Here is a 16,736-nt window from a genome sequence, read left to right on the forward strand (position 1 = left end):
TCGCAGTATGTGAAACACAATCCGCGTCATGGTCCGACAAAGCCGTACACGTTTACCAGATCGGATCCCCATTGATTCGTGACGAAGATCAGGTATTTCAACACAAGACCCGGCGCCACGTACTTTTTGAAATGATCGACATGTTCATAGTCGATCAATACTTTGACGGGCATGTTCAAGTCGCCGGGGCCGTGATATGGGCCGCCAAAAAACAGCAGGAGACGGCCTTCCTTATCAAAAATCTGTACGTTTTCAAACGCCGCATCAACGGCGTACAGATTGCCATCGCGGTCCACATCCACACCCTTCGGTCGCACGAACTGTCCCAGTTGATTTCCATGCGATCCGATACTTGTGATATACGTTCCTTCGAGATCAAACACCTTGATTTTCTGATCGCCGATGTCGCTGACATAGACGCGGTCTGACCATATGGCAAAATTCGTTGGCGAAAACAGGTACGACGGGGCTTTTGGATCTGTCGTGTCCGGGAAACTTCGTACCATCGGGCCGCCACCGTGCGGAAACACCTGCACCTGATGACGGAGCATATCGAGAATCCAGACGCCGCCGGAGGTGCATTTGACATCCACGGGTTTCGAGTCTTTTCCGTCACCGATCGCGTTGATGTAGTCCAATTCCGGCGTAAAGATCACCACTTGTTTTCGATCGGTATCGGCCACGTACACTCTCCCCGAAGAATCGACGGCGCAATTGATGGGGACACGCAGTTGTCCCTGTCCTCGCGGTTGGAAAGCGCTCAGCGTGCCCTTCGCAAAATCTCCCACGACGAGCCCGTGGACCCGGGAATCACACACGTACAATTTTCCATTGTGTGTGGCGAGACCGTAGGGCCGGATGAGGTGAATCCCCGCGTCGTCTCCGAGAATAGTGCTTAAAACTCCGCCCGCGTCGCGACAGGCGAATCGACGGTCCTCAGCAAAACTCGTCAGGTACTGCACACGCGCCACCTGTGGTGGCGGGGGATACATGATATACTCGTTTGTCGGGCCGAGAGCCGCGGGCCCCGCGCATGCGGCGAACAGAATCGGACAGAGAAGCAGAAAATGGAGAGATCTATGCATACGTCCAGAATACTCGTGTGTTATAACACAGAGGTGCGGACACGCCGCACCTCTGCATACGCGGCGATGTGATGATTTACTTGGTGTGGCAGGTGAGGCAGAGAGCGCTCGCCGAATTGCTCTTCTTGAGCAGACTTGTCGAGCTGCCGCTCTTGTTGTGTACGTCGTGGCAGCTCGCACACTCGATTTTGTCATTGTAGAGCATGTGATCTTTCAGCAGACCCTGCGGCGTGCTTGCACCGTACAAAGTCACGTTTGTTGTCGACGGATCCGCAAGCTCTCCGTCCGCGGTCGCAAGCGCCGAGTTGTAGGTGATGCTGATCGGGTGATCATCATCGAGCGCCGTTCCAAGAAGGGCGGAACCGGTGAGATACGTCGTGTTGGTTGTGGTACCGCCAAAATTACCGAGGCCGACGGAGCCGTCATGGCAGGCCATGCAGATTTTCGACGCAGAACCGAGACTTGTCGGTGCGGTCGAGTTCTGGGTCCCGGTGGTCTTGTTGGCTCCCGTCGACGTGTTGTCGTACATCGTGTAGCTCGCCGTGGATACCGCGTGGTTCCAGAGCGGACCCTGCGTCTTCTGCGCCGCGTTATGCGGTGCATGACACGTGACGCAGATTTCTCCGGTCGTGTTCCACGTGTACGTCGTGGAGTTTTTGAAATCGTGCGAGGAACCGGTGATTTGTGCACCGGCCGTGCCTGCAAACACGGCGAGGAAAAGAAGTGCTGCGATGCATTGTCTCATTGTGAAAAACCTCCAGGAATGGATTGGGTGGGATGAGACTGATCTAAGTGCGGATCAGAGATATGTGGAGAGAGTGAAGTCTGTGAACAATGCATCAAGGTTGTGACACGGCGCACCACGACATCAACATCGAATGGCTTGGGAATAAAGTCCGAGATATTGCCCCTGTTTGTGCAGAGGCCTAAGCCTGATTCATGTCTCGCACTGATCATGATAACCGGGATTGTCGGATCCTTGTCGAACGCCGCGTCGGTGATCATACAACCACAGCCGTCGTTCAGCTCCATGTCCGTGAGTACAATGTCGATCTGCTGGCCACGGAGTACCTGCAACGCATACTCGACCGACTCCGCTTCGACGGGGTTGAATCCCGACGCTGCGAAGGCGGTACCGAGAACCCAGCGCAACAAGGGCTCATTATCGACAATCAGAATTGATGGGGAACTTGGAACTGAGGTGTGCAAGAGTGTCTCTCTCAAGGAACTGGAGTGTCTGCCAAGAGATCAATGCTCAATGACCATGCCAAGACCGCGGATGGTCCTCCCGCACCATGAAATTCCCCTCTCCGCGCGTGAATCGTATATTATCACCTCTTCGAACCGGCTCTTGCCTGCATCGAATGTGTGTGGTGGGTTATTTACCCCACTCCCCCATCATTCGAATCTGGGGGAAATGACCCACAGGTATCGGCGGATTTACGTAATCCCGTGCTTCTTCATTCTGTAGCGTAACGTGTCCCTGCTGATCTGGAGAAGCCGCGCCGCTTGTGATTGGTTATTATCACATGCCCCAAGCGCGCGTTTGATGGCGTTCCGTTCAAGCTCGTCCAGCGATTCAGCGGTCGAGGCGATTGTCGCTTCATGAACGACGGGCGTTTCGAGTGAGTGGAGATGCCCGAGCTGTACGGAATGGGAGAAGATGTACTCGCCGTCGTCAAGAAACGCCGCGCGTTCGATAACATTCCGCAACTCGCGAACATTGCCCGGCCAGGAATAGGAGAGAAACAGCTTTTTTGTTTCTTCGCTCAGACCCTTGTACTCTTTTCGGAACTTGGTATTGAATTCCTGCAGGAAGTGATGCGCGAGCAGCAATATGTCGGTGCCGCGCGTGCGGAGCGGCGGGAGTTCGATGTGCATGACGTCGAGCCGGTAGTACAGATCCTGCCGGAATTGCCCTTTCTCGATCAATGTCTCGAGGTTCTGATTCGTGGCCGCGATGATGCGCACGTCAACTCCGATATCGTGCTCGCCTCCGACGCGTCGAAATGTTTTCTCCTCGAGCGCGCGGAGCAGAACGGCCTGCAGTTCGAGGGGCAAATCGCCGATCTCATCAAGAAACAGTGTGCCGCCGTGTGCCAATTCGAAAACACCCTTGTGACGCGCACGCGCGTCCGTGAAGGCGCCCCTCTCGTGACCGAACAGTTCGCTCTCCATCAGCGTACGCGGTATCGACGCGCAGTTCACAGTCACAAAGGCCTTGTCCTTTCTATCGCCCAATGAATGAAGGGCGCGCGCCACAACTTCTTTCCCGGTACCACTCTCTCCGGTTAACAGCACTGTTGATGCCGTGGCGCCGGCAAATTTCATCACGGTCGAAATGATGCGTTTCATCCCGTCGGACGCGCCGATGATGCCGAAGACGCCGCCTTCCCTCACTTGTTCCTGAAGCGCTGCGCGATATTGTCGATGCACCAGGGTCTGCTCGAGCGCGCGACCGATGAGCAGGTGCAACTCCTCGAAGTTGATCGGCTTGGTGACATAGTCGTATGCTCCGAGTTTCATGGCGCGCACTGCCACATCCGACGTGTCGACGGCTGTGATCATGATGACCGGTATGTCGGGCGCGGTTGTTCGAATGAAGGCCAGCACCGCGAGCCCGTCTTCGTCCTCGAGTATTTGATCCAATAGAACCAGATCCGGCTCGACCTGTTCGAAAACCGCGCGCGCCTCAGCGGCGCTTTGGGCTTCATGCACGGTAAATCCCGCAGCGGTCAGTTCTTCCCTCACCGCCCAGCGCAACAGTCGCTCGTCGTCGACAATCAATATCGATTCCGGACGCATCAGTCCTCCATTGCCGCGAAGGGTGGAAATGACAACGTGACGGTCGTTCCAACATCCACGGTACTGTCGATGGAAATGGCGCCCCCGTGTTGCTCCATGATACGTTTCGAAACGGCCATCCCCAGTCCGGTCCCCTTGTGTTTGGTTGTGTAAAACGGAGTGAACACGCGGGAGAGCACGTCGGGCGAAATACCCGATCCAGTGTCCTGTATCCGGATCGTTGCACGCTGTTCCACGTTTTCGAGGGAGACCTTCATCACACCGCCGGACTTCATGGCTTGGGTAGCGTTCAGCATCACATTCCAAAGCACTTGTTGGAGTTGTTTCTCATCACCCTGAACAATGGGTGCGGAAGCATCCAGCTCAAACGACATGGTAACCCCCGCTCGTTCCGCTGAAATCTGGAAAAGTGAATGCAGATTCCGAAGCAATTCCGCCAGGTCGAGCGGCTGCAGTTTCGGCGGCGACATGCGCGAATATATCAGGAGGTCATCGATCACCGTGTTCATCCTGTCCAATTGCGCTATCATTTCATCGTAGATTTCTGCGCGTTCGGCGTCCACTCCACCCTGCCTTCTGAAAATGTGCAGCGCGGCTTTAATTCCGGCGATGGGATTTTTTATTTCATGCGCCATCATCGCGGCCATCTCGCCGATGGTCGCAAGCTGGTCCGCCCGACGCAACTGTCCGTCATGTACATCGAGCAACTGTGAATATGCGTTATCGAGACGCGTAATCAGCAGCGAAAATGACCGGAACAGGTCCGCAATCTCGTCCCGTCCGGACACGACAGGGGCGGTGGGCATGGATACCGGCTCGCCGTTTTCAATCGCGGAGATAGCCATCTCCGACGCGCGAATGTATCTCTTCAGTTTATTAACCGGACGAACGATGATCAGACCCAGAGAGACGGCCAACATCACCCCGAGCAGGGCGACTATGGAACCGAGAGCGAGCATGTTCCCGGTCCGGTGCTCCTCCGCAACCGCCATGAGATCATCCAGGGAAACCGTAATCGCGAGATACCCGAGCACATCCTTTTCTGTGCCGTGGCATTTCTCACAGCCGCCCCGGTTCCGAAGCGGGCTGAGATAGAGTTCCTGTACACTGTTCCCGTTGCGTACAAGGTGAAAGCGATGTTCGGGCACCGCAGGATCCGGCGTCAGACTTGCAAGATCGATGCGTGCCTGCTGTTCCTTTTTTTCCAGTGGGAAGAGGATACTCCCGCTATCCGACACAACATACGCCGCACGTACCCGCGGTGTGGAGAGAATCGAGCGGAGCCCTTCCGCGACTTCCGATTTGTCGGCCGAATTCATGAAGTGCAGCACGAGATTCTGCCCGACGTATGTCACACCCTGAGCGCGACTGTGGCCCAGCGCAAGCAGCATGTTTGTACCAGTTGAATACGCCAGATAGTAAAAGGCACCCCCGGAAACCGCGAGAGTTACCGCGATAAAAATGACGAATTTTCCGAGAATACTACGGTGCGAAAGCGACATGGAACTGGAAAACCAGATTGATGCGGTACGTGCGAAATGTGTGTATTTTTTGTAGAGATGCCAATATAACCATGAAAGCGCAACAAATGGTGCCGTCGTTGTCGATTCTGATCCGAAGTCGACAAAAAAAGCGTGAATTTTTGGCCCTGTGAAAAAAACGCCCACCCATTATCGCCGTAAGTCATTATATGACAACGATTTTACTTTTTCTCGGGGACGGGAAATTGCATTGCGGCCCAAATCCATGTACATTCACGCGGAAGTTAGGAGCGCCCGCACCGTCGAACGCCAGGCCATAGTCACAGGCAGGGCTAGTCTTCACAAACTCCAGACACGATGCGTTGGTACGGGAAATTCCATCTTATCTCAGTAGGAGGAGGTATTGTGGAACGTGGAAAAGTAAAATGGTTCAACAACGCAAAAGGATTTGGATTTATTGAAAGAGACGGTTTGCCGGATATTTTTGTCCACTATCGCTCGATCATTGGCGAAGGGTACAAAAAGTTGAAAACCGGTGAAGAAGTCTCGTTCGAGATCGACGAGAGCACACGCGGCCCGCAGGCGGTGAATGTCCAGCGGATCGACGGTGATACAGAAGTGTAGGAAAAACCCGCTGTTTCTGCTGCTGTAGCAGTACACCCCGCCCTGACGCCGTGCGGGGAACGTGGCATCTGCGCGCGGACATCGCGGACGGTTGTTTTTTCCAGGTCCCAAATGTCCTATTTTTACGCATTCGTCACAGTTTTTCCCGATCGCCGCATGTTTTCGACCCTGCCGAACAGACTCTCTCTGCTTCGCATCATTCTCTCGCCTGTATTTTACGTGTTCTTCGTCTCCGAGGATCCGACGTTTCGGCATGTCTCGCTGGGAATATTTTTCATCGCGGCGATAACGGATTGGTACGACGGAATTATCGCGCGCAAATACAACACCGTCACCAACATCGGCAAATTTCTCGATCCGCTGGCCGACAAATTCCTCACCTCGGCGGCGTTTATCGCCTTTGCGTCGCTTGGGCATGTCGAGTGGTGGATGGTGTGGCTCATCATCATTCGCGACCTGCTGATTACGGTCCTGCGCTCCATCGCCGAAGCGCGCGGTGCGCACATCGTCACATCCAAAACCGCGCAATCGAAGACCTTTCTGCAGATGGCGGTATTGTACTATCTGCTGCTCCTCATCATCCTGCGCGACGTGGGGTGGGTTCAGCGTTCATACAACGCCGAGGTCGCCGCGCTGCTGCATCCCACCGTCGTGTTTGTGCTCATGTTCGCCGTGACGGTACTCACATTGTACACGGGCATCCAGTATCTGTATGACAACCGACACTTCCTCCGAGGCCTCGTTGCAGGATCACACTCCCGCTGACCGCGCGCCGCGACCTTCCCCTCTCGTGCTGCTTGTCGGCAGCGGACTCTTCAGCGGCTACGCGCCGTTTGCATCGGGCACCGTCGGGTCGGCCGTCGCGGTCGTGCTCTACTGGTTTATTCCCGGCTTTTCAGAATGGCTGCCGCTTGCGGCCGCCTCGCTGCTGTTCCTTCTGGCCGGCTTCCCCATCGCCTCGGCCATGGAAAGGCACTATGGCAAGGATCCCTCGGAGGTGGTGCTCGACGAAGTCGTCGGGCAGTGGATCGCGCTTCTGCTGCTGCCGAAAATCTGGTACATCGCCGCCGCGTCGTTTTTCCTTTTTCGTTTTTTCGACATTATCAAACCACCGCCTGCGCGGCAGTTCGACCGTATGCACGGCGGTTTCGGCATCATGATGGACGATGTCGCCGCGGGAGTGTACGCGAACCTCGTCCTGCAGGCATTTCTTTTTATCACGGCCTGAATCCGCCACACGCCACGTCTCGCGCGTGACGATGAGAGATCAGGCGGGCAGTATCACGTCGAGGACAAGTCCCGCGGACCATTCCCAACTTTGTCCCGCCACAAGCGCGCGACGCTCGCGGCGCAGCTCCTCCGTGTCTCGCGCCAATTCGTCCTCCACCGCGCGGATAAAGCCCTCGATGGTCGACTCGGTGCGCGCGCCGGGCAGCGCCTTGCGAACCTCCACTATGTCGGCGCTGACGACGGGTTTCCCCAGCGCGTAGTACTCGCGGAATTTCACCGGCGCGCTGTACTTCACCCACGCGTTCTGCACCCAGGGAATGACGGCCACGTCGAAGTGTATGCCGTAACGGGCCACGTCGTTGATGGGCACGTATCCGATGAAGTGCACGTTGCGGTACTGCCGCATGCGCGACGTGTCGTACATCGGTTTCCCCACAAACACGAGAGACCACTCGGGATGCGTCTCCGCCATCCGCGCGATCAGATCCTGATCCTGCAGCACCTCGAGCGAGCCCCAATATCCGATAATGGGATGCGGAATATCCTTCATTGCCGCGGGCGCTTGTGCGGACGCCGCGACTCCCGCATCCAGGAAGCCGGGAGCGACCCCATGCGGCACGTAGTGCACGCGCGGCCGCTCGAGACTGCGCTCGTCGTGCATGCCGATCGAGGCGCAGATCACGTCGTCGCAGCGGCGGAACATGGTCTCGTGATTCTCGACGACGCTCGAAAACGTCATGCGGTCGTAATACGCGAGATAATTATCCTGGATGTAATACACCGACGAATCGTGCGGGATGCGGTCGAGCAGCAGCGCGGCGGTCGGGAGTCCGCCCCAGAACACGGGATCCGCCATGCCGAGCACACGGAGGAGCAGGCGCACCTGCATCGTGAGCAGGAACACGTTCATACGCGCGACGAGCGGCACCGACCACATCGGGAACACCACCGGCGTCAACACCCACACCCCCTCCGATTTTCGCAGCCAGCGCGCATAACTCTTGAGCTTCAGCGCGACGCGCGAGAATACGCGGGGTGTGGACAGACTGGGCAGCCCGATGCCGATCGAATTCACGAAGAGCACCTTGTGTCCACGCGCGGCGATGCGCCGCATCCACTGCTTCTCGGTGTAGGGATTGTGCACCCACCAGTCGTTGCCGGCAAAACACACGATGCTCGCCTGTGTGTCGCTGCGGGTTCGGGGCGGGGTCTCGGATTCTCTCATGGTCGTTTTCGCGCGTCCGGACGGCATGCCGCACTGCATAGTCGCGAAAAATACGAACTCGGGAGCAAAGTATCATGCTGCGGACCGCGCCCGCACTGTCACGGCACCCCGTCCGGCGCCTCAGCGCCCCGACTGCCGCCGGAAAGCTCCGTGTATCACGGCCTGCAGATAACCGGCCAGGAGACTCCCTTCCTTGACCATAATCAACACGCAGGCGGCCGCCGCGCGCGGGAGCGGAATGGCGCTCCAACGGTAGATGCGGCCGAGATGTACGGCGTAGAGGAGCAGACCGGCAAGCGAAAGCACAATCAGGCGCGGGTCGAAACAGGCAGCGAGCAGCGCCGCGGCTGCGAGCAGGAATTTTACCGCTATTTTCAGATAGACACGTCCTTTATTCCGCGCCTCGGCGTCGCCATAGCCGTAGAGGCGGTGCTGGCGCACATAGGCGCGCAGATTCGACCGCGGCCGCCAGTACACGCGCGCGTCGAGGGCCGGCACGATCGTGTGACCCGCGGCCCGCGCGTTGATACAGAACGCGGTGTCCTCGCCCGCAAAGGTAAGTTCCTCGGGATACATGCCCGCGTCCCGCCATGCGCCTTTGCGGAAGGCGACGGACCTGCTCGACGGCAGGAACTCCGCCGGGTCCACCCGTTCGATGTCCAGTTCCGCCGCCGCCGCGGCGCGCTCGAACGGCGTCTCCGCGCGGAGTTCGTACCCGCCCGCCGCGAACGTGGCGCCCGCGCGAAGCGGAGCAGTTAAACGATCGAGCCAGTTGGGAGCGAGTGTACACCCCGCGTCACTCACGGCGATCCATTCATGCCGCGCGGCCTCGATCGCGAGGTTGCGGCCTCGCGCGATGTTTGAGCCCGGCGCGCGCAGCACGGTGATGTCGACGCCGTCGAGACGCTCGGTCTCAACCAGGTCGGCGGTGCCGTCGCGTGATCCGCCGTCGCACACAACAATCTCCGCCGGCAACGCGGTCTGTTCTCTCACCGAATCGAAAAATGCGGTGATGCTCCGCGCCTCGTTCAGCGTGGTCAGGCACAGCGACACGGGAAGAACCGGCCGGGACATGATTCAGAACGATAGGGTTCTGCGCGCCGTCACGAGTAGGCCGGCGCAGCGAAGGAATTCGCAGCCGACCAGCGTCATCGCTGATCCCGTTGCTCCGTACACGGGGATCAGCAGCAGGTTCGCCACGATGTTCACCACAAGAATCGCGGCACTGACGCGCACAACCGCCCACACCTTATCAGCCGCCACAAGCAGATCTCCCACCACCTGGTAGAAGTAGAAAATCGGGATGTACCAGATCAGAATGCGAAGCAGGTCGGAGACGGGTGCGAAGGCGGGCCCGTAGGCGAGCGACACGATCGATGGACTCGCAAGCGTGATCACGGTTGCGATGCCGAATCCGATGAGCCCCAGCCAGCGCATTGCGCGGCGCACTATCGCGAAGGCGGTGTCGGACGACTCCCGGATCGTGCGCGACAGCACGGGGAACACCGCGGTGGCGGTCATCATCGAAAGCATGGTCAGCGGAAACGTCAGGCGTGTCGCGGCGGAATAGAGGCCGAGGGATTCCGGTGACACACGGCTCTCGAGCAGCAGCACGTCGATCTTCGTGAGTATCACGTACAAACCCACGTTGAGTGTAAACGGCAGGCCCCGGACGAGCATTGCGCGTGTGCGCGCCGCGTCGAAGACAAAACGTAATTCAGGAAACAGGCGGCGCGCATTGCGCCCGAATATCAGAAAACGCGCGAGGCCCGACACGGCCGAGACGATTCCGAGACTGACGATGCCTCCGCCGAGCGCGATCACCGAGAGCATGCCCGCGGCGATGACAACGGTCACAACGGCCTCGAGCGACGCGACGCGTTTCATGCGCTCCCTGCCGATCAACGCGGCGTGAAATGCCGACGCGGTGCCGGTGAACAACATCCCGATGGCGAGCAGCGCGATGGTCGCGATGACACGCGTCTCGTACCCGATGATAAACGCGGCGAGGATGGCCGCGGCGCTGAGCAGGAGATTCGCGACGAGCAGCGTGCCGAAATAGGTCGAGACGAGTCCGCTCGCCGTCCCGCGGTCCTGATTCATGTCGCGGATGACGAGTGTGGATATGCCGAGGTCGGCGAAGGCGCTGAACATCGCGATGACGTTGAGCGACAGGCCGTACAGTCCCTGTTCTGTCACGCCGAGGTAACGGGTCAGCACCACCGACAGCACCAGCGACACGGCACGGTACAGGATTTGCGCGACCATCAGCGCCGACATGTTGCCGAGTATGCGGCGCGAAAGGCCGCTGTCGGCCGCTGCGGGAATGGTCTGCACACTCATGCGGACGGCCGCTCCGTCATCGGCGCGGGCGACACCTCCGGCGCGCGGTCAAGTATGCACAGGCAGCCGAACGCGGCGCCGAGGAGTATTTTGAGTTTGAGAAAGTACACGAAGTTCGGGAGGAATATCAGGATCATCGCGATGATGGCCAGCATGGCCGCCTTGACGAACATGTCGCTCTCGCGATGGAACAGACGCATCGCCGTGCGCACAAAGCGCATATAGGCAATATACAGAATCGTCGTGCCGGCGATGCCCACCTTCAGGAGGTAATACACCGCGTCGATATGCGCCGAAGTGTGGATGCCGCGCACGGCTTCCATGTGCTCGAACGAGGCGACATCGACGGGATGATGCACCACGAGTTCCTCCCACGGCGCGCCCCAGCCGAGGCCCCACAGCCACGCGTTGCCGCGCGACAGCGTCTCGCTGATGTTCATGATCTCCATCACGCGCTGACCCATCGATTTGTCCTCGTAGAGCATGATCGCGTCCACCCAGTTGATGCTGGTGCCGATCATGTTCGAGACGAGCGCGCGGTTCGCCTCCGTGAGTATGAGCCAGTAGTAGCCGAGTCCGCCCACCACGGCCGCGCCGAGCGGCAGCAGCACGTGTACGGGACGCACCTGCCGGCGCATGAGCAGGAAGATGGAAACCATCGCCAGAGCGGCCGCGAGATACGTGGCGCGTCCGAGCGACCCGACGAACCAGACGCTCCAGTAGCCGATGAGCCCGATGATCAGCACGCGGAACCAGCGCGGCGGATCCTTCACAAGCACGGAAATGCCAATGAGTGTCACCAGCGGCAGCGCTGTCATGGGCACGTCGGAACCGAGCGCGCGGCGATAGAAATCGAAACCGTAAAAGAGTCCCTCGCCCGCAACGGCGCGATACGCGAAGAGCAGGGATTTTGCGGAGAAGGTGAGCAGTATCACCGCGATCACGAGCACCACGTCCCGGCGCGTGGAGAAGGTGCGCGACACGACGAAATACCAGGCGATGATGGTGATGATGTCGCGCGCCTCCCAACTGAAATGGCTCGGCGTCAGGTAATGAAACAGCCCCATCACCGCGCCCCAGGCGTACACGAGAAGTATCGGAAGAAAGAGACGGTCGAGCGGCCGCAGAACGGGTGTACCCGACACGCGCCAGTCGTGCCAGACGCGGATCATCGCCGGGACCAGAAAGATCAACGTCAGTGCGTCGGGGAAACTCACACCCGCGATGCGCAGCGCGAGTATGGATTTGGAAATGCCGCTCTCGAAAAACGCTTCGGTGCTGCTCAGTTCGAATTCCTCGACCAACACGAGGAAGGATAATGCCGCAGCAACGGCAACACGCGGATACCACACGATCGCGACCGCGAGTCCGATAAAGGCCGCGAAGGCGAACGCGTACAGCGGCTGCCGGATGATGGCGGAACCGAAAAGAATGGCGACGGCGGTCAGCGCGGCGATCATCGCAACTTCCGCGGTGAACACCGACCGCGGAAGCGCCGCGCGCAGGGCGCCCGTGAGTGTGTGCGCTCTCATGCCGACGCGCTCCGGCTAGGTGCCGCGCGTCCGCGTTGCGTCGCGACGCGCACGAAGCGTGCGCCGCGTTTCGCGCGCGACAACAAAAGCCACGGAGCCGACGAGGCCGAGCACCAGCGACATCAGCGCCCATTGCGCGCGTTTGGGCGCGGTGCGCTGCCATGCGGGAATGGCGCGGTCGAGCACCTGCACGGTGGGAAGATCCCGCGCTTCCTGCACGCGTTCCTTGTAGTACTGCTTGTTCAGGTAGGCGTTGACTTCCTCGAGGATCTTCACGCGGCGCACGAGCAGCGAAAGATCGCGCGCCACCTTGGGCAGTTTTCCGAAGGCCAGCACGAAGTCCTTGTCGCTCCCGCCCGCGCTGAGCCGGTCGTACTGTTTCTGCAGTTCCTCGACTGTCGACTCGAGTTCGCGCACGGTGCGGCTCTCGCTGCGCAGGTCGCGCCGGGCGATGCCCAGCTCGGTGCTCGCCTCGGTCAGTTGCAGCTTTAATGCGCCGGCCGTCGCCACAAGAGCGTCGAGTTGTTTGTCGACCATGAGCGCGCGGTTCTTTTCCTGATAGGCGACAAGATCGGAGTAGGCGGTGGCGAGATCACCCGTCGTGCGTTTCAACTGCTCCTCGATGAAGAGCCGCGAATTTTTTGCCGATGACACAAGCTTCTCGCGGTTCACGATGTCTAGGTAGCGCACGTAGTCGTTGGCGATGTCGGCGGCCTTGCGCTTGACACTGTCGATCTCCTCATCGGAGGGGAAATGCGAGGTGGACAGCGACACGGTGACCGTGATCATGCCGTCCTTCGTGGGATCGATGGTTGTTGCGTCCTTCAGCGGTGTGGCCGCGAGACGCCACGACTGGCTTTCGGAGATGCCGAAAAATTCCTGCATGTGGTGGCGCAGGATGATCGAGTCCGATACGGTGCGGCTCGAAAGGATTTTTACGAACATGTCCGAGGGACGCCCGCCGAAACCGAGTGTTGCGCCGAGATCGAACATCTCCATCGCGCCGCCCGAGAGCATGTCGGCAAGGCCGAGTCCGCGTTCCTCTTTTTTCGGCGGGAAGATCGAGACGGTGGACGAGTACGTGTGCGGCATGATGAAGGCGTAGGCCGTGGCGAGCACCACGGTCGCGGCGGTGATGCGCGCGATGGTGCGGCGCTCCGCGCGCAGCAGGTGCCAGAATGCGGCAAGCGCGTGTGCGCCGCCGTGACGGGGCTGTGACGTGCTGTCGTGTTGCCGGACGTCGTCGCTCATCTGCTCACATTCGATAGTGCGATCACGATGCCCACGATGCCCGCGATCTGGCTCAAAATGCCGAGCGCCGTGAATGCGGCCTCCCAGAACTTGGTCTTCGGCACTTCGGGCACCCAGATGGTGTCGCCGGGCTCGAGGGCGTAGCTGCCCACGTCCTCGGCATCCACAAGCTCGCCGGTGCGGGCCTTCACGACACGCACGTCGCCGTCGTCGGCGCGCCAGCCGTAACCGCCGCAGGCGTCGATGTACTGGAGGAAATTCCAGCCGCGGCGGAAAATGATGTTGCCCGGATTGTTCACGCGCCCGATGACACGCACAAAGTTCTTCAACACCGGCACTTCGATGACGTCCTTGTCCTGCAGGATGATGTCCTCTTCCTGCGCACCCTCGAGGAAAAGACGTTTGAAGTCCACGACCATCTGGCCGACACGCTCGCGCGAGCGGGCCTTGAAGTACTCGTATTCGTCCTCGCGCATGTCGGCGGGATTGATCTTCTCGAGGCGTTCATACTCCATGTCGCGCTCGTTCTCGTCGCGCGCGCGGGTCACACTCGCCTCTTCCAGCGACGCGTCGGGCGTGAATCCGCCGGCCTTCCGGATGAGATCGGTGAGCCGCGTCGAGCCGCGCACAATCGAGTACGTGCCGGGATACATCACCTCGCCGCGCACCACGACGAGCCGGTGATACTGGTATTTCGGTACGGCGCGGACCAGAACGAGGTCGCTCGCCTTCATCACGATATTCGACTCCTGATTCTCCGGATATCCGGTGATGTTCAGGTAGAAGGTCTCGGTGTTCTGATTGTCGGGTTTGAAACGCACGATCTGCACGCTGTCGAGATACACCGACGAGCGCAGTCCGCCCGCCAGTCGCAGATAATCGTACAGGCGGTCGCCTTCCTGGAAATCAATGTGCCCCTCGTAATTCACCGCGCCGAATACACCGACGCGCTGGTCGATGCGCGGGAAATGGACGATGTCGCCGCCCATCAGGAAGGGGTTGCCGGCTGTCTCGGCGTTGCGCAGATAGGCCTTCAGATCCGCGCGCAGGACCTGATTGCCGCGATGCACGGTGATGCCGCGCAGCGCGGTGGTGTCGCGTACGATGCCTCCGGCAAGGAGCAGCGCTTCGGATACACGCGCGGTCGCGGGCAGGGTCACAACGCCGGGCGTCTTTACCGCGCCGGTCACCGATACTTTTATCTGCCGCGCGCGGATCAAACTCACGGTGAGCTGCGCGTTGCGGAACACGCCGTCGATGGAACGCCTCGAGAGCGCTGCCACCTGCGCCAGCGTCTTGTCCTTCACGTACACTTCACCAACGAGAGGAATGACGATCCAACCGTTGGAACTCACCACGACGTCGTAGGAGTAAAAGCGGTCGGCGAAGATCGAGAAATTGAGCTGGTCCGTCGGTCCCACCACGTAGGTGGAATCGTTCACCGCAACCTCGACGGCGGTCAGCGGAAATTCCTGCTGTGAGCTTTCGGGTTTCTCGGGCTCCTTGTTCTTTCGCTCATAGCCCGGGATGTACTGCGCACCCGCCTGCTGACCCGCAAGACACAACAACACGGCCGCGCAGAGCGCGGCGCGGAAATACATGCGCGTGTGCCGTAGGACGTGTGTCATGTCTCCGCAGTCGGCCGTATCATCGCGCATGTGTGGAACGCAGTTTCTTCAGGGCTTCTCTCGTACCGAGGGCGGGACTTGAACCCGCACGGATTTTCCAATCCAAAGGATTTTAAGTCCTTCGCGTCTGCCTATTTCGCCACCCCGGCATCCTCTCGGGTCACGCGGGTTTGAGGCGACGATCGGATTCGAACCGATGCATAGCGCTTTTGCAGAGCGCCCCCTTAGCCACTTGGGTACGTCGCCGAATGGTCAACCAATATACGACACCTTTGCGGATAGAGCAAAATCGCGTAAACGGGGAACGGGGAACGGGCGAGTCTGGGCCACGTCTTTCTGCTACATTGCTACTTTCCACATTTCACTTCCATGTCAACACCCACGGCATCGGCCAATAAACACCGCCTAGAATAGATCAGTCACCCTCTCACGAAACGGGAGGGCCTGGGTGAGGGTTAACGCCTCAGCCAAACTCAGAGTTTCACCGCGCGCCGTGTCACCTGTCACGTGTTCCCCCTTTACCCCTTTACGCCTTTACCCCTTCACGATCCTCACTCCCCCAGTTTCGCGCGGAAATAGTTCGCCGTGCGTTCCAGCCCTTCCCGCCTCTGCACACGGGGCTCCCAGCCGAGCAGGGTGCGCGCCAGGGTGATGTCGGGCTGACGCACCTTCGGATCGTCAACCGGCAGCGGTTCGAACACGATACGGCTCGTGGATCCGAGCACGTCGAGCACTTCCTCCGCAAGCTGCAGCATCGTGAGTTCGTCGGGATTGCCGATGTTTACGGGCATGTGATAATCGGAGAGCAAAAGACGGTAGATGCCGTCGACGAGATCCGTCACGTAACACACGCTGCGCGTCTGGCTGCCGTCACCGAACACGGTCACATCCTCGCCGCGTATGGCCTGCGACATGAAGGCGGGAATCGCGCGGCCGTCGTTGATGCGCATGCGCTCGCCGTAGGTGTTGAAGATGCGCACGATGCGCGTTTCCACGCCATGATGACTGTGGTATGCCATCGTCATGGCCTCGGCGAATCGTTTCGCCTCGTCGTACACCCCGCGCGGTCCGATGGGATTCACGTTGCCCCAATACGATTCGACCTGCGGATGAATTTCCGGGTCGCCGTATACCTCTGAGGTCGACGCGATGAGGAAACGCGCCTTCTTCGCCTTTGCAAGACCGAGCGCCTTGTGTGTGCCGAGCGACCCGACCTTCAACGTCTGTATCGGCAGCTTGAGGTAGTCGATGGGACTCGCGGGCGAGGCGAAGTGCAGGATGTAGTCGAGCGGACCCTCCACGTACACGTACTCGGTCACGTCGTGCTTCACGAAGCGGAAGCCGTCGGTGCCGAGAAGATGCGCGATGTTGTCCATGTCGCCGGTGATGAGATTGTCCATGCAGACAACCTCATGCCCCTCGGCAAGAAGGCGTTCACAGAGATGGCTGCCGAGAAAACCGGCGCCGCCGGTGATAAGCGTGCGTGGCATAGCGCTGTGGATTTGTTGTGGGGGATGTCGGACGTCCGCGCC

The 16,736-nt window shown here is 59.5% G+C and carries 15 protein-coding genes and 2 tRNA genes; 3 read left to right on the forward strand and 14 right to left on the reverse strand.

Translation table 11 applies throughout. The annotated features are described in order from the left end of the window. Positions 1–26: 26 nt before the first annotated feature. From HY962_11040 to HY962_11060, 5 genes are all read right to left on the reverse strand, one after another. Entirely contained in the window at positions 27–1,085 is a 1,059-nt protein-coding gene (locus HY962_11040) for a hypothetical protein (protein ID MBI5647457.1), read from the reverse strand. 76 nt (positions 1,086–1,161) lie between these two features. Further along, positions 1,162–1,830: a cytochrome C gene (locus tag HY962_11045; GenBank protein ID MBI5647458.1), complete on the reverse strand. Its 669-nt coding sequence runs from the start codon at positions 1,828–1,830 to the stop codon at positions 1,162–1,164. Continuing rightward, the gene (locus HY962_11050) at positions 1,827–2,237 is read right to left on the reverse strand and encodes a response regulator (protein ID MBI5647459.1); all 411 of its coding nucleotides are present in this window, start codon (positions 2,235–2,237) and stop codon (positions 1,827–1,829) included. The genes HY962_11045 and HY962_11050 overlap by 4 nt, the downstream gene beginning before the upstream one ends. Before the next feature lie 288 nt (positions 2,238–2,525). After that, complete coding sequence (locus HY962_11055; GenBank protein ID MBI5647460.1) at positions 2,526–3,890, reverse strand: sigma-54-dependent Fis family transcriptional regulator; 1,365 nt, start codon at positions 3,888–3,890, stop codon at positions 2,526–2,528. Further along, on the reverse strand, positions 3,890–5,392 hold the full coding sequence (locus HY962_11060; GenBank protein MBI5647461.1) for a hypothetical protein: 1,503 nt from the start codon (positions 5,390–5,392) through the stop codon (positions 3,890–3,892). Before HY962_11060 ends, HY962_11055 begins: the two co-directional genes overlap by 1 nt. A 384-nt stretch (positions 5,393–5,776) precedes the next feature. On the opposite strand from HY962_11060, the gene HY962_11065 reads away from it, so the two are divergent. The 3 genes from HY962_11065 (at position 5,777) to HY962_11075 (ending at position 7,223) form a co-directional block, all read left to right on the forward strand. Then, positions 5,777–5,995 (forward strand): cold shock domain-containing protein, encoded by a 219-nt coding sequence (locus HY962_11065; protein MBI5647462.1) that lies wholly within the window; start codon positions 5,777–5,779, stop codon positions 5,993–5,995. 156 nt (positions 5,996–6,151) lie between these two features. Beyond that, positions 6,152–6,760 (forward strand): CDP-diacylglycerol--glycerol-3-phosphate 3-phosphatidyltransferase, encoded by a 609-nt coding sequence (gene pgsA, locus HY962_11070; GenBank protein ID MBI5647463.1) that lies wholly within the window; start codon positions 6,152–6,154, stop codon positions 6,758–6,760. Next, positions 6,708–7,223, forward strand: a complete 516-nt coding sequence (locus HY962_11075) for a phosphatidylglycerophosphatase A (GenBank protein MBI5647464.1) — start codon at positions 6,708–6,710, stop codon at positions 7,221–7,223. The genes pgsA and HY962_11075 overlap by 53 nt, the downstream gene beginning before the upstream one ends. A gap of 39 nt (positions 7,224–7,262) precedes the next feature. Here HY962_11075 and HY962_11080 read toward each other — a convergent pair whose 3' ends face one another. The 9 genes from HY962_11080 to HY962_11120 all read right to left on the reverse strand — a co-directional run bounded on the left by HY962_11080 (position 7,263) and on the right by HY962_11120 (position 16,694). Beyond that, on the reverse strand, positions 7,263–8,450 hold the full coding sequence (locus HY962_11080) for a glycosyltransferase (protein ID MBI5647465.1): 1,188 nt from the start codon (positions 8,448–8,450) through the stop codon (positions 7,263–7,265). A 120-nt stretch (positions 8,451–8,570) separates the two neighbouring features. Beyond that, positions 8,571–9,524 carry a glycosyltransferase gene (locus HY962_11085; protein ID MBI5647466.1) on the reverse strand — a complete coding sequence of 318 codons (954 nt, stop codon included), beginning with the start codon at positions 9,522–9,524 and terminating at the stop codon, positions 8,571–8,573. 3 nt (positions 9,525–9,527) lie between these two features. Then, positions 9,528–10,793: a flippase gene (locus HY962_11090; protein ID MBI5647467.1), complete on the reverse strand. Its 1,266-nt coding sequence runs from the start codon at positions 10,791–10,793 to the stop codon at positions 9,528–9,530. Next, positions 10,790–12,325 carry a hypothetical protein gene (locus HY962_11095; protein ID MBI5647468.1) on the reverse strand — a complete coding sequence of 512 codons (1,536 nt, stop codon included), beginning with the start codon at positions 12,323–12,325 and terminating at the stop codon, positions 10,790–10,792. The genes HY962_11090 and HY962_11095 overlap by 4 nt, the downstream gene beginning before the upstream one ends. 15 nt (positions 12,326–12,340) lie before the next feature. Continuing rightward, positions 12,341–13,576 (reverse strand): hypothetical protein, encoded by a 1,236-nt coding sequence (locus HY962_11100; protein MBI5647469.1) that lies wholly within the window; start codon positions 13,574–13,576, stop codon positions 12,341–12,343. Next, positions 13,573–15,204 (reverse strand): SLBB domain-containing protein, encoded by a 1,632-nt coding sequence (locus HY962_11105; protein ID MBI5647470.1) that lies wholly within the window; start codon positions 15,202–15,204, stop codon positions 13,573–13,575. The genes HY962_11100 and HY962_11105 overlap by 4 nt, the downstream gene beginning before the upstream one ends. A 63-nt stretch (positions 15,205–15,267) precedes the next feature. Next, positions 15,268–15,353, reverse strand: a tRNA-Leu gene (locus HY962_11110). Positions 15,354–15,377: 24 nt separating this feature from the next. Next, positions 15,378–15,450 (reverse strand) — tRNA-Cys (locus HY962_11115). Between the two features lie 305 nt (positions 15,451–15,755). Then, positions 15,756–16,694, reverse strand: a complete 939-nt coding sequence (locus HY962_11120) for an SDR family oxidoreductase (GenBank protein ID MBI5647471.1) — start codon at positions 16,692–16,694, stop codon at positions 15,756–15,758. Between the last annotated feature and the right edge of the window lie 42 nt (positions 16,695–16,736).

This window comes from Ignavibacteriota bacterium (genome assembly GCA_016218045.1).
Lineage (GTDB): Bacteria > Bacteroidota > Ignavibacteria > SZUA-365 > SZUA-365 > JACRFB01.

Coding starts and splice junctions, on each gene's coding strand:
- HY962_11100 (MBI5647469.1), bottom strand. CDS start 13,576: ATGAGCGACGACGTCCGGCAACACGACAGCACGTCACAGCCCCGTCAC.
- HY962_11080 (MBI5647465.1), bottom strand. CDS start 8,450: ATGAGAGAATCCGAGACCCCGCCCCGAACCCGCAGCGACACACAGGCG.
- HY962_11075 (MBI5647464.1), top strand. CDS start 6,708: ATGACAACCGACACTTCCTCCGAGGCCTCGTTGCAGGATCACACTCCC.
- HY962_11045 (MBI5647458.1), bottom strand. CDS start 1,830: ATGAGACAATGCATCGCAGCACTTCTTTTCCTCGCCGTGTTTGCAGGC.
- HY962_11120 (MBI5647471.1), bottom strand. CDS start 16,694: ATGCCACGCACGCTTATCACCGGCGGCGCCGGTTTTCTCGGCAGCCAT.
- HY962_11060 (MBI5647461.1), bottom strand. CDS start 5,392: ATGTCGCTTTCGCACCGTAGTATTCTCGGAAAATTCGTCATTTTTATC.
- HY962_11085 (MBI5647466.1), bottom strand. CDS start 9,524: ATGTCCCGGCCGGTTCTTCCCGTGTCGCTGTGCCTGACCACGCTGAAC.
- HY962_11105 (MBI5647470.1), bottom strand. CDS start 15,204: ATGACACACGTCCTACGGCACACGCGCATGTATTTCCGCGCCGCGCTC.
- HY962_11090 (MBI5647467.1), bottom strand. CDS start 10,793: ATGAGTGTGCAGACCATTCCCGCAGCGGCCGACAGCGGCCTTTCGCGC.
- HY962_11055 (MBI5647460.1), bottom strand. CDS start 3,890: ATGCGTCCGGAATCGATATTGATTGTCGACGACGAGCGACTGTTGCGC.
- HY962_11040 (MBI5647457.1), bottom strand. CDS start 1,085: ATGCATAGATCTCTCCATTTTCTGCTTCTCTGTCCGATTCTGTTCGCC.
- pgsA (MBI5647463.1), top strand. CDS start 6,152: ATGTTTTCGACCCTGCCGAACAGACTCTCTCTGCTTCGCATCATTCTC.
- HY962_11095 (MBI5647468.1), bottom strand. CDS start 12,325: ATGAGAGCGCACACACTCACGGGCGCCCTGCGCGCGGCGCTTCCGCGG.